The sequence below is a fragment of the Aurantiacibacter gilvus genome, assembly GCF_038289935.1.
Classification (GTDB): Bacteria; Pseudomonadota; Alphaproteobacteria; order Sphingomonadales; family Sphingomonadaceae; genus Alteraurantiacibacter; species Alteraurantiacibacter gilvus.
In genome coordinates this window covers 760,980-773,718 of sequence record NZ_JBBYHV010000002.1, presented here as the reverse complement: position 1 = coordinate 773,718, position 12,739 = coordinate 760,980, and the positions used below count along the sequence as shown (strand labels likewise).

The 12,739-nt window shown below is 64.7% G+C and carries 12 protein-coding genes and 1 tRNA gene; 12 read left to right on the top strand and 1 reads right to left on the bottom strand.

From position 1 onward, the window contains the following. The first annotated feature begins 17 nt into the window (after positions 1-17). Both AAEO60_RS13690 and AAEO60_RS13685 read left to right on the top strand, forming a co-directional pair. Positions 18-1,013, top strand: coding sequence for a threonine aldolase family protein (locus AAEO60_RS13690; RefSeq protein WP_341674697.1), 996 nt, complete (start codon positions 18-20; stop codon positions 1,011-1,013). A 7-nt stretch (positions 1,014-1,020) separates the two neighbouring features. Then, positions 1,021-2,001: a DMT family transporter gene (locus tag AAEO60_RS13685; RefSeq protein WP_341674267.1), complete on the top strand. Its 981-nt coding sequence runs from the start codon at positions 1,021-1,023 to the stop codon at positions 1,999-2,001. Here the strand turns inward: AAEO60_RS13685 and AAEO60_RS13680 are convergent. Further along, a complete protein-coding gene (locus tag AAEO60_RS13680; protein ID WP_341674266.1) occupies positions 1,984-2,766 on the bottom strand; it encodes a Rossmann-fold NAD(P)-binding domain-containing protein in 783 nt (260 codons plus the stop codon). The two genes, AAEO60_RS13685 and AAEO60_RS13680, sit on opposite strands and share 18 nt — an antisense overlap. A gap of 53 nt (positions 2,767-2,819) precedes the next feature. Between AAEO60_RS13680 and pepN the strand changes: the two genes are divergently transcribed. The 10 genes from pepN to AAEO60_RS13630 all read left to right on the top strand — a co-directional run bounded on the left by pepN (position 2,820) and on the right by AAEO60_RS13630 (position 12,739). After that, positions 2,820-5,474, top strand: a complete 2,655-nt coding sequence (gene pepN / locus AAEO60_RS13675; RefSeq protein ID WP_341674265.1) for an aminopeptidase N — start codon at positions 2,820-2,822, stop codon at positions 5,472-5,474. Between the two features lies 1 nt (position 5,475). After that, positions 5,476-6,141, top strand: a complete 666-nt coding sequence (pgeF, locus tag AAEO60_RS13670) for a peptidoglycan editing factor PgeF (protein WP_341674696.1) — start codon at positions 5,476-5,478, stop codon at positions 6,139-6,141. A gap of 193 nt (positions 6,142-6,334) precedes the next feature. Beyond that, complete coding sequence (gene petA / locus AAEO60_RS13665; protein ID WP_341674264.1) at positions 6,335-6,901, top strand: ubiquinol-cytochrome c reductase iron-sulfur subunit; 567 nt, start codon at positions 6,335-6,337, stop codon at positions 6,899-6,901. Positions 6,902-6,917: 16 nt separating this feature from the next. Continuing rightward, positions 6,918-8,210 carry a cytochrome b gene (locus AAEO60_RS13660; RefSeq protein ID WP_341674263.1) on the top strand — a complete coding sequence of 431 codons (1,293 nt, stop codon included), beginning with the start codon at positions 6,918-6,920 and terminating at the stop codon, positions 8,208-8,210. A 20-nt stretch (positions 8,211-8,230) separates the two neighbouring features. Further along, entirely contained in the window at positions 8,231-9,091 is an 861-nt protein-coding gene (locus AAEO60_RS13655) for a cytochrome c1 (RefSeq protein ID WP_341674262.1), read from the top strand. A 31-nt stretch (positions 9,092-9,122) separates the two neighbouring features. Continuing rightward, the gene (locus AAEO60_RS13650; protein ID WP_341674261.1) at positions 9,123-9,659 is read left to right on the top strand and encodes an adenine phosphoribosyltransferase; all 537 of its coding nucleotides are present in this window, start codon (positions 9,123-9,125) and stop codon (positions 9,657-9,659) included. 77 nt (positions 9,660-9,736) lie between these two features. Beyond that, entirely contained in the window at positions 9,737-11,587 is a 1,851-nt protein-coding gene (locus AAEO60_RS13645; RefSeq protein ID WP_341674260.1) for a cation:proton antiporter, read from the top strand. Positions 11,588-11,598: 11 nt separating this feature from the next. Then, complete coding sequence (locus AAEO60_RS13640) at positions 11,599-12,216, top strand: OmpA family protein (protein WP_341674259.1); 618 nt, start codon at positions 11,599-11,601, stop codon at positions 12,214-12,216. Between the two features lie 39 nt (positions 12,217-12,255). Then, positions 12,256-12,329: transfer RNA gene (locus AAEO60_RS13635), tRNA-Gly, on the top strand. Positions 12,330-12,436: 107 nt separating this feature from the next. Continuing rightward, positions 12,437-12,739, top strand: coding sequence for a hypothetical protein (locus AAEO60_RS13630; protein WP_341674258.1), 303 nt, complete (start codon positions 12,437-12,439; stop codon positions 12,737-12,739).

Genomic DNA, 12,739 nt, shown 5'->3' with positions numbered 1-12,739 from the left:
GGCCAATGCGTTCCGCGATGCAGTTCCTGTCCGACAACGCCGCCCCCGTCCATCCCCGCTTGTGGGAAGCCATGCGTGCTGCCGATGCGCCTGACACGCCCTACGACACCGACGCGCTCAGCCGCGAGCTCGACGCGCGCTTTTCCGCGCTGTTCGGGCGCGAGTGCGCGGCGCTGTGGGTGGCGACCGGCACGGCGGCCAACTGCCTGGCGCTGGCGACCATGGTCGATCCCCACGGCGGCGTGGTCTGCCACGAGGAAGCCCACATCGAGATGGACGAGTGCGGTGCGCCCGGTTTCTACTTGCACGGGGCCAAGCTGCTGCTCGCGCCTGGCAATGGCGCGAAGCTGACCGCCGATGCGATTGGCGAGGTGCTGGCGGGCATTACCCGGGGGGTGCACCAGGTTCCGGCACAGGCGATCTCGATCACCCAGGCGAGCGAATACGGCATGGTCTATCGGCCTGACGAACTCGCCGCGATCAGCGCGCTGGCGAAACAGCACGACCTTGGCCTGCACATGGACGGCGCGCGTTTCGGCAATGCGGCGGCCTTCCTCGGCGGCGCGCCAGCCGAAGTCGCGGGGCCGGTCGACGCGCTCAGTTTCGGCATGGTCAAGAACGGCGGGATGGGTGCTGAGGCGGTGATCCTGTTCGACACGGCCAAGGCGGACATGATCCGCTTCCGCCGCAAGCGCGCGGGGCACCTGCAGAGCAAGGGCCGCTACCTCGCCGCGCAGATTCACGCCATGCTGGACGACGACCTGTGGCTTGAGAATGCCCGCGCTGCGAACGCGGCGGCGGCCGAGATCGCCGCCGCGGCGGGAGACCGGCTGGTCTATCCGGTGGAGGCAAACGAGGTATTCGTGCGCATGAATGCGGACGAGCGCGCGGCGCTGCGCGAACGGGGCTTTGCCTTCTACGACTGGGGCGACGTCTGCGTGCGCATGGTTACCAGCTGGGCCACCAACCCGGACCATGTGCGGCTGCTGGCCAAGGCCGTGTCGGCGCTGTGAGACCACTGTGAACACGGCCGACGCCAATATCCTGAGTTGGCGGGTTATCATCCCGTTCCTGCTGACGGGCACGATCTGGGGGTCGACCTGGTACGTCATAACCGGCCAGATCGACGGCGTGCCGGCTGCGTGGTCGGTCTTCTATCGCTTCGCCCTGGCAACGCCGGCGCTGTTCGTGGTCGCCTTGCTGATGAAGCGCAGGCTGCGGCTCACGCGCCCCGAGCAGGTACTGGCCATGGGCGTGGGACTGGCGCAGTTCAGCGGCAACTTCCTGTTCGTCTATCACTCCGAGCTCTACGTCACCTCCGGCATTGTCGCGATGATGTTCGCCTTGCTGATGGTGCCCAATGCCCTGTTCGCGCGGTTTTTCCTGGGAGAACGGGTGCAGGGCGGCTTCGTGCTTGGCAGCCTGGTGGCAATCGTCGGTGTTTCCTTCCTGCTGTGGCACGAATGGCAAGCCAATCCGGATGCCGGAGTGATCGGCGGCAACGTGGGGCTGGGTATTGTGCTGGCGGTGATCGGCATCCTTTGTGCTTCGCTGGCAAACGTGATCCAGGCCAACCCTACCGGGCGCGGCGTGCCCATGGTCAGCCTGCTGGCCTGGGCCATGCTTTACGGGACGCTGTTCGACCTCGGCTTTGCCTGGCTGACAGCTGGACCGCCACCCTTGCCCACGGCACCGACCTACTGGGGTGGCATCGTCTATCTCGCGCTGATCGGATCGGTGGTGACCTTCCCGCTGCATTACAACCTGGTCCGCGTGATCGGCGCGGGCCGGGCGGCCTACAATTCGATCATCACCATTGCCGTGGCCATGCTGCTTTCCACCCTGTTCGAAGAATACCGCTGGACCCCCCTGACCGCGAGCGGGATGGTGCTGGCAGTGATCGGCATGGTGCTGGCCCTGCGTGCCAGGAAGCAGCCCGGCGTGCAGGTGCAGCAGTCGGGACGGCTGATGCGTGGCGAGCCGTCAGAGCAGGGCGAGTAGCCCTTCGCGATAGGTCGGATAGTCCGGCTGCCAGCCGAGCACCCGCTTCACCTTGCCGTTCGCGACCCGCCGGTTCTCCGCATAGAAGCCGCGTGCCATGGGGGAGAGGCCCGCTTCGTCGAGCGTCTGCAGCGGCGGCGGCTCTTGCCCCAGCAACTGGCAGGCGAATTCGATTACCGTGTTCTGGCTCGTCGGCAGGTCGTCGGAGAGGTTGTAGGCCCCGGCAGGCGCCTCACGCCTGATAGCTGCCAAGACTCCGCTGGCGATATCATCGACATGGACGCGGCTGAACACCTGCCTCGGCAAGTCGATCCGGTGGGCCTTGCCAGACCTGACGCGCTCGAAGGCGCTACGACCCGGTCCGTATATCCCCGGCAAGCGGAACACCCGCGCGCCGCGGTCCAGCCAGGCGGCATCGCATTCGGCACGCACCGAGCGGCGACCGGAGCCGGTAGGCGCCGATTCGTCAACCCAGGCCCCTTGTGTGTCCCCGTAGACCCCGGTTGAGGAGAGGTAGCCCAGCCACCGTCCGTCGAGCACGTCGCCATAGCTTTCGAGCACCGGGTCATGCCCGCTCTCGCGGTCCGGCGGTACCGATGAAAGGACATGGCTCGCCCCCTCGAGTCCTTCCCGCACGGCTGCCCTGTCGCCAAAGTCGATGTCCCCGTCGGAGCCCGTCGCGGCAATATGCCAGCCTGCGCGCTCTGCCGCCGCTGCGATGCGCTTTGCCGTGTAACCCAGCCCGAAAATGAAAAGCTTTGCCATTTGCCGCGTTCTACCCCCTCGACGCTGCGAAGGAAGGGTCTTAGGTCACGGCCATGGATATTGCGCGCACCCCATCGACCATCGACGGCAACAACCAGCTTGCCGATGCCCCCCCCGAGCCCAAGGACCCGCCCGTCATCCGGCGCGAGGACTACAAGCCTTTCCCATGGCTGGTGCCGCAGGTGGAGCTGAGCTTCGACCTCGGTATCTCCAAGACCACGGTGCAGGCCAAGCTCTCCGTCGAGCGCAACCCGGCCGCCAATGCCGATCCGGTGATCCACCTTAACGGCGACGGGCTGCAGCCACTGACGGTGCTGATCGACGGCGAGCCGACCGACAGCTGGCACATGGAAGACGCCGACCTGCTGCTGTCGCTGCCGGGCGAGAGCCACGAAGTGACGATCACCACCGAGATAGACCCTTCGGCCAATACCCAGCTGATGGGCCTCTATGCCTCGGACGGCATGCTCTGCACCCAGTGCGAGGCGGAGGGCTTCCGCCGCATCACCTTCTTCCCGGACCGGCCCGACGTGCTGTCGACCTACCGCGTCCACATGACCGGCGACGCCGAGGCGTTTCCGGTCCTGCTGTGCAACGGCAACCTCGAAGCCAGCGGTGCGAACGATGATGGCACCCATTGGGCCGAGTGGCACGATCCCTGGCCCAAGCCGAGCTACCTGTTCGCGCTGGTGGCCGGACAGCTGGTCGCCAATACGGACAGCTTCACGACGATGAATGGGCGCAAGGTCACGCTCAACATCTATGTCCGCGACGGCGACCTGCCGCGCACCGGCCACGCGATGGAATCGCTCAAGAAGTCGATGAGGTGGGACGAGAAAGTGTTCGGCCGCGAATACGATCTCGACCTGTTCAACATCGTCGCCGTCAGCGACTTCAACATGGGGGCGATGGAGAACAAGGGCCTCAACGTCTTCAACACCAAGTATGTGCTGGCGGACGAGGATACTGCCACCGATTCCGACTTCGACGGCATCGAAGGCGTGATCGCGCACGAGTACTTCCACAACTGGTCGGGCAACCGCGTTACCTGCCGCGACTGGTTCCAGCTGAGCCTGAAGGAAGGCTTCACCGTGCTGCGCGACCAGCTGTTCAGCCAGGACATGGGCAGCGAACCGGTGAAGCGGATCGAGGACGTGCGCGTCCTGCGCGGTGCCCAGTTCCCCGAGGACTCGGGTCCACTGGCTCACCCGATCCGGCCGGACAGCTACCGCGAGATTTCCAACTTCTACACCGCCACGGTCTACAACAAGGGTGCCGAAGTCATCCGCATGATGCGCACCATGGTGGGCGAGGAGCGGTTCCGCGCAGCCACAGACCTCTATTTCGACACCCACGACGGCGAAGCGGCGACCTGCGAGGACTTCATCCGAGCCATGGAGCAGGGCGCAGGGATCGACCTCGGGCAGTTCCGCCTGTGGTACTCGCAGGCAGGCACGCCGAAGGTGACCGTGCGGCTCGAACACGACGGCGAAACGGCGACGCTGCACCTCTCGCAGGAAGTACCCGCCACCCCCGGCCAGCCGGAAAAGCAGCCGATGCCGATTCCGCTCAAGCTGGCGCTGTTCGACAGGGAAACCGGGAAACACCATGGTGAACAACTGGTTACGCTGACCAAGGCTCAAGATAACTTCAGCTTTGCCGGATTCGCCCAGCCACCGGTGCTGTCGATCAACCGCGGCTTTTCCGCACCCGTCACAATCCAGCGCGATACGCCGGTGGAGGATCTCGTCTTCCTCGCCGCCAAGGATGACGATCCCTTCGCCCGTTACGAGGCCTTGCAGGACCTGATCGTCAGCCACCTGAAGCAGGCGGTGGACGGCGCGCTCGATCTCGCCGCCATGCAGTCTGCGCGCGAGGCCATCGCCAGGGCGCTGGGCGCGGTGCTCGCAGACGACACCCTCGATGACCTGATGCGCGGCGAATTGCTGGTCCTGCCGAGCGAGACCTATCTCGCCGAAACCATGCTGATCGCCGATCCGGGCCGGATTCACGAGGAACGCCAGGCCATGCGCGCGGCGCTGGGCACAATGCTGGAAGCCGAGTTCGTCGCGCTCCACCAGCGCGCCTCCGCCGTGCCCTTCAGCCTCGACGCAGAGGCGCGCGGCGCGCGCAAGGTGAAGACGCAGGCACTGATCTACCTTGCCGCGGGCAATCCCGAACTGGGCAAGCAGATGGCCTGGGCGCAGTACCAGGGCGCGGACAACATGACTGACCGCCAGGGCGCGCTGATGGTGCTGACCGGCCTGACGGGCATCGAACGTACCGACGCGCTGATGGACTTCTACAACCGCTACCAGGGCAATGCGCTGGTGGTGGACAAGTGGTTCGCCCTGCAGGCGAGTTCCATGCATCCTGCGTGCATGGCCCATGTCGAATCGCTGGCCAAGCACCCGGACTTCACCCTGAAGAACCCCAACCGGGTCCGCTCGCTCTACATGGCCTTCGCCTACAACCCGCATGCCTTCCATGCAGCGAGCGGCGAAGGATACAAGCTGATCGCTGACGTGATCCTGGCGCTCGACCCGATCAATCCGCAGACGGCTGCCCGCTTCGTCCCGCAGTTGGGCCGCTGGCGGCGGATCGAACCAGGACGCTCGGCGCTGATGAAGGAACAGCTGGAACGGATCGCTTCCGCCCCCGAGCTGTCGCGCGACACCTACGAGCAAGTGAGTCGCAGCCTTGGCTGAGGTGCTCCGCGCGGACAATCTTGGCGTCCCGCATGGTTTTCTCGACGCGGCGCAGAGCGATGCGCATGCCTTGCAACTTGCTGTTGGGAACCTGCCGACGGTCTTCGTGAAGCAGGTGCATTCGGCCGAGGCCATCGCGGTGGATGCCCCTTTCCCCAAGGATGAATGGCCGGAAGTCGATGCCATGGCGACGGCCACGCCGGGACTCGCGTTGGCGATTGTCACGGCGGATTGCGCGCCCATCCTGCTGGCCGATGAAGGCGCGGGCGTGATCGGTGCCGCCCATGCCGGATGGCGCGGTGCACAGGGCGGGATTGTCGCCGCCGTGGTCGAGCAAATGGTCTCGCTCGGCGCACAAGCAGGGCGGATCGCGGCGGCGATCGGCCCGACCATTGCCCAGGCGAGCTACGAGGTAGGCACCGACATGCGCACCCACTTCGATGCAGCCGACCACGACCTGTTTCGTGAAACAGGCCCCGGCAAGTGGCATTTCGATCTCGAAAGCTACGTTGCCCGGCAATTGGCGGCGGCAGGCGTAAACTCGGTCAGGCCTCTCGGACTCGACACATACACGGAGGCGCCGCGCTTCCATTCCTATCGCCGCGCCACCCATCGCGCGGAGCCGACGACAGGCCGGCAGATTTCGCTGATTGCCTTGCCGGAATAGCCACAGGTCCGAGCAACATTCGCTGCCGCTAACATAAGTGTCACATCGCGGGTTGGCATGGCGGATTTGCTCGTCTATCAGCCGCGCCAAGCCGCCACCCGGCAAGGGTTCCCCGTGCGGCTATGACAGGGTTCTCATCATGCGCGCCCAAGGCTAAGGCCAAACGGGCGCAAGTGGCAGGCAAGGCAAGGGTATGGCAACCACCACGGGCAATGCTGAAGTGGCAGAAGTCACCGGCGAAGACGGCGTCCGCCGTCGCGACTTTATCGAAATCGCAGCAGTTTCGGCAGCGGGCGTAGGCGCGCTGGCAACGCTGGTGCCGCTGGTCACGCAGATGTCGCCGTCGGCAGACGTGCTGGCCGAAAGCACGACCGAGCTGGACATCAGCGCACTGGAAGTCGGCCAGTCGATCAAGGCCGTATTCCGCAAGCAGCCGGTGTTCGTGCGCCGCCTGACGTCGAATGAAATCGAGGCCGCCAACGCGGTGGATGTCGATTCGCTGCGCGACCCGCAGACGCTGGCGGAGCGCACCCTGCCCGGGCACGAAGAGCTGCTCGTCGTCATGGGCGTCTGCACCCACCTCGGCTGCGTGCCGCTGGGTGCTGCCGAAGGCGAGAACAAGGGCGAATTCGGCGGGTACTTCTGCCCCTGCCACGGTTCGCACTACGACACCGCCGCGCGTATCCGCAAGGGTCCCGCGCCGACCAACCTGGCGGTTCCCGAATATTCCATTTCCGACACGACGCTCGTGATCGGCTGAGGCGAGAGAGAAGAACATGAGCTTTCCCTGGGCCAAGGACTACCAGCCGCAGAACCCGTTGATGCGCTTCCTCGACGAGAAGCTGCCGCTGCCGCGCCTCGTCTACAACGCCGTGGGCGCGGGCTACCCCGTGCCGCGCAACCTCTCGTACTTCTGGAACTTCGGCGTGCTCGCCGGATTCTTCCTGGTGCTGCAGATCGTGACCGGCGTGGTGCTGGCCATGCACTATGCGCCGAACACGCTGGTTGCCTTCGGTTCGGTCGAGCACATCATGCGCGACGTCAACTGGGGCTGGCTGATGCGCTACACGCACGCCAACGGCGCCAGTTTCTTCTTCATCGTCATCTACATCCACATCTTCCGCGGCCTCTTCTACGCTTCGTACAAGCCGCCGCGCGAAATGATCTGGCTGCTGGGCGTCGTCATCTTCCTGCTGATGATGGCAACTGCCTTCATGGGTTACGTTCTGCCGTGGGGCCAGATGAGCTTCTGGGGCGCGCAGGTCATCACCGGCCTGTTCGAGGCCATTCCGCTGATCGGCCCGGGCCTCAAGACCTGGTTGCTGGGTGGCTTCGCGCCGGATAACGCCGCGCTGAACCGCTTCTTCAGCCTGCACTACCTGTTGCCCTTCGTGATCGCCGGTGCGGTGATCCTGCACATCTGGGCGCTGCATATCCCCGGCTCGTCGAACCCGACGGGCGTGGAAGTGAAGCAGGAGTCGGACACCGTGCCGTTCCACCCCTATTACACCGCCAAGGACGGCTTCGGCCTGGGCGTGGCGCTGATCATCTTCTTCGCCTTCGTGTTCTTCATGCCGAACATGCTGGGCCATCCGGACAACTATATCGAGGCGAACCCGCTCTCGACCCCGGCGCACATCGTGCCCGAATGGTACTTCTACCCGTTCTACGCGATCCTGCGCGCCTTCACCTTCGACTTCATCCTGCCGGCGAAGCTGTGGGGCGTGCTGGCCATGTTCAGCGCCATCCTGGTGTGGTTCTTCCTGCCGTGGCTGGACAAGTCGCCGGTGCGTTCGGGCCACTACCGCCCGCTGTTCCGCAAGTTCTTCTGGTTCGGGCTGATCCCGGTTATGGCCGTGCTGTTCTATTGCGGCGGCGCGCCGGCCGAAGAGCCGTATGTCATGATCAGCCAGATCGCGACGGCATATTACTTCCTGCACTTCCTGGTGATCCTGCCGATCATCTCTTCGATCGAACGACCCGATCCGCTGCCGTTCTCGATTACCGAGGCAGTGCTGGGTTCGGACGACAATGCAGTGCTGGGCGACAAAGCCCAGGCCACGGCCTGAGCTAAGGGAAAGACGAGAAAATGATCCGCCTTGTTGGTATCCTGATCGGTCTTGGCTTCAGCTTCATCGTGCTGCTGGCCTTTGGTTCTGGTGTGCTTACGGTCATCGACCAGGGCTATCTGAAAGAAGAGACCGCCGAACATGCCTTCCACCAGGAGGCCCACGGCCCCGACGGTGGCTTCCAGTTCGAAGGTGTCCTCGGCACCTGGGACTATGCCCAGCTGCAGCGCGGTTACCAGGTCTACCGTGAAGTCTGCTCGGCCTGTCACTCGCTCGACTTCGTCGCCATCCGTGACCTGCAGCAGCTCGGTTACACCGAAGACCAGGTGAAGGCCGAAGCCGCCACGATCACCGTGGCCGGCATCGACCCGAACACCGGTGAAGCGACCACGCGTCCGGCCCTGCCGACCGACTACTTCCCGGCGCCTTATGCCAACGACGTGATGGCTGCGGCGGCGAACAACAACGCCATCCCGCCGGACCTGTCGCTGATGGCCAAGGCTCGCGAAGGCGGCCCGAGCTACATCTATTCGCTGCTGACCGGCTATGCCCCGCCGTCGGAAGAGCTCCTTGAAGAGTTCCCCGATTCCGCACCTGGCGCCGGCCTGCACCACAACCCGTATTTCGCCAACCTCAACCTCGCCATGGCTCCGCCCCTGACGACGGACGGGCAGGTGACCTACGCCGAAGGCAACCCGGAACCGACCATCGAACAGATGTCGGCTGACGTGTCGGCCTTCCTGATGTGGACCGCCGAACCGCAGCTGGTGAAGCGTCGCCAGACCGGCTGGGCCGTGCTGGGCTTCCTGCTCTTCGCCACCATCCTTGCCTGGTTCGCCAAGAAGCAGGTCTGGGCTGCGGTGAAGCCGCGCAAGGACTGAAGTCCATCGCGCTGACAGGAGGAACCGGGATTTGACGCGCGGCGAGCTCAAGGCGCTCATCCGCACGATCCCGGATTTTCCGAAGGCCGGTATCCAGTTTCGCGACATCACCACCCTGCTCGCTCATGGCGAGGGGCTGGCTGCATCCATCGACATGTTGGCCGACATGGCCGCCCCGCTGGGCGCCACCAAGGTCGCCGGTATCGAGGCGCGCGGTTTCATTTTCGGCACGGCCCTGGCGCTGCGGCTCGGCGTGGGGTTCGTTCCCTTGCGCAAGGCGGGCAAGTTGCCCGTCGAGACCATCGCCGAGGACTATGCCCTCGAATACGGTGTCGCCACGCTGGAGCTGGACCCGACCATTATCAATGACGGCGAACACGTGCTGGTCGTGGATGACTTGCTGGCGACAGGCGGCACGGCTGTTGCCGCTGCCAATCTGCTGCGCCGCGCCGGGGCCGTGGTAAACCACGCCCTGTTCGTGGTGGACCTGCCCGAACTCTCCGGCTCGCAGGCGCTTGCGGAAGCACAGGTCGAGGCCCGGGCGCTTGTGGAATTTTCAGGCCATTGACCCTTGTGGGATATTCGGGCCTGATAAGGCGTTGGTAGACCATCGGTAGTATTCTCGGGCGACAGGACGGGCTCTGAATGGAAGAACAAGCGCTGGTAATTGCGCTCGTCGGTGCACTTGGCATCGGCGCCCAGTGGGTGGCCTGGCGCACCGGCTGGCCCGCCATCGTGCTGATGCTCGCCGCCGGCATCCTTGCCGGCCCCGTGCTGGGGGTCATGGATCCCGCGCATGCCTTTGGCGACTTGCTGGAGCCGATGGTTTCCATCGGCGTCGCCCTGATCCTGTTCGAAGGCGGGCTGAGCCTCGATTTTCGCGAGTTCCGTAAATATGGCGGCGGCGTGTGGCGGCTGGTGATTTTCGGTGTGCCGCTCGCCTGGCTGTTCGGCTCTCTGGCAGGTTTCTATATTGCGGGCCTCGTCTGGCCCATTGCCATCCTCTTTGCCGGTGTGCTGGTGGTGACGGGGCCGACCGTGGTCCTGCCCCTCTTGCGCCAGAGTTCGGTACAGCAACGCCCGGCAACGCTGTTGAAATGGGAAGCCATCGTCAACGATCCCTTCGGCGCGCTGTGCGCGGTGATTGCTTACGAAGTGCTGCGCGCAACCGCCAGTGGCAGTTCGGTCTATGAGGTCGTTCCCGAAATCGCCATTGCGGCAGGCATCTCAGGCCTGATCGGCTTTGCTGCTGCATGGGTCATCGCATGGAGTTTCCCCCGCGGCTTCGTGCCGGAATTCCTCAAGGTGCCCATGCTGCTGGTGGCGGTGATCTGCACCTTCGTCCTCTGCAACCAGATCGAGCACGAGGCAGGCCTGCTGGCCGTGACGGTGATGGGCATCGCGCTCGCCAACATGCATGTTTCCAGCCTTCGCTCGATCCACCCCTTCAAGCAGAACATCGCCGTGCTGCTGGTGTCGGGCATCTTTATCCTGCTGTCCGCCAGCCTCGACCTTGAACAGCTGCGGCAGCTCGAGTGGCAATTCGGCCTGTTCCTGCTGGCAGTGCTGTTCGTGGTGCGCCCGGCAACCGTCCTCCTCAGCCTGCTGTTCTCCGACGTGCCATGGAACGAGCGCCTGTTCCTCGCCTGGATCGCCCCGCGCGGTATCGTGCTGGTAGCCATCTGCGGCCTGTTCGCCCTGCGTCTGGAGGAACTGGGCTATGCCAACGGCACTATCCTCATCGGCCTGAGCTTCACCGTCGTCGTCACCACGATTGTCGCCCACGGCTTTACCATCGACCTCGTAGCGCGCCTGCTGAAGGTGAAAGGCGCGACGCGTCCCGGCCTGCTGATCGTGGGTGCCACGCGCTGGACCATCGCCCTGGCCAAACAGATGCACGAGTTGAAGACGCCGGTCATGCTGGTCGATTCCAGCTGGCAGCGGCTCAAGCCCGCGCGCGCCGCCGGGCTTCCCACGTACCACGGCGAGATCCTGAACGAGGCGACCGAGCACAACCTCGATCTTGCGCCATACCATGTGCTGATCGCGGCCACGGACAACGAGGCCTACAACACCCTGGTCTGCTCCGAGTTCGCCCCCGAAATCGGTACCGACAGCGTCTACCAGCTGGGCGAAGCGAGCGACGACAACGATCCGCGCGCCATGCCGGATTCACTGCGCGGCCGCTCGCTGTTCAGTTCCGGCTTCGGCGTGGAGGACGTGCAGCAGCGCCAGACCGAAGGCTGGGAATTCCGCCGCACCAAGCTGTCGGACCAGTACAATATCGAAGACGCACGCGAGAACCTGCCCAAGGCCACCAACATGCTGTTGCTGATCAAGCCCGACGGCACGCTCCGCTTCTTCACCCATGCCGCAAGGCCCGAGCCCGAACCGGGCGATACCATCGTCTCCTATTCCCCGCCGCGCACGGTGGCAGTCGAGGAGCAAACCGAGAAGAAGACCGGCGAAGCCGGCAACAAAGTGCCCGCACAATAAGGATGCAGGATATGTCGAAACCCATGACTATGGTCGCCGCTGGAGCGCTGGTCCTCTCGCTGGCCGCTTGCGATGTCCGCCGCGCCGGCGAAGGGGAGGGCGATCCGCCGGTCGAAGAACCTGATCCCACCGCAGAACCGTCCGCAACTCCCAGCGCCACGGAATCCTCGCCCGCCGCTTCGATCCTGCGGGACGACAGCGCGATCGACGTCCCGCTGGTAGAAGAGCCGACCGAGCCGGTCGACCTCACCATCCCCTTCGCCAGCGGCTCTGATATCAGCCCGGCCGCCGAGCGATTGCTTGAGCAACTGCTCCGAGAAGATGCCCTGGCTGAAGACTGGCCGGTGATCCTTGCAGGGCATACCGATTCGGGCGGCAACGACCAGGCCAACCTTCGCTCTTCGCGCGCACGCGCCGAAGCTGTTGCCGCATGGCTGGTAGAGCGCGGAGTGGCCGACAGCCGGATCCGGGTAATCGCTTTCGGTGAACAGAACCCGATTGCCCCCAACGCCCTGCCTGACGGCACGCCCAACGAAAGCGGGCGGCGCGCCAATCGCCGGGTCGAAGTGCGCATCGCGCCGCCCCCGGCAGATGACGATGATCGCGCCGGCTTTGATCAGGGCGCTTGACGACGGCCCCAAAGCAGTGGCAATCGCGCCATCGAGCGGGCGGGTATAGCATAGTGGTAATGCTCCAGCCTTCCAAGCTGGCTAGAGGGGTTCGATTCCCCTTACCCGCTCCAGCCTCCCTATCCGGCATCTCCTGACCAGGGCACCACTCCTGTGGCATTTTCGGCCGTGCACCGCTCGTCCAACCTGTTCGCCGAACACGGGCAACAGGAGCAAGTTGATGAACGAAGGACGGGTAACCGGGCAGCCGCAGCTTATCGGCTGGAAAGTGTGGGCATCTGCATTTGCCGGGGCGCTGATCGCCTTTGTTATCGGCAAGCTGTCCGGCGCCGGCTCCGACGAGATTTTCCATCGGCCCGGACAGGATGTCGGCTTTGCCGCGGGCTATGGCCTCGGCATCGGGTTGCTGGTTTGGCTGGCCTTCCGATTCACCACGCTGCGTGACAGTGGCTGGCTGGGCAAGTTCCCGGTCCTCCTGGTAAGCGCGGTGGGCGGCGCACTGGGCGTGATGCACAACATCTAG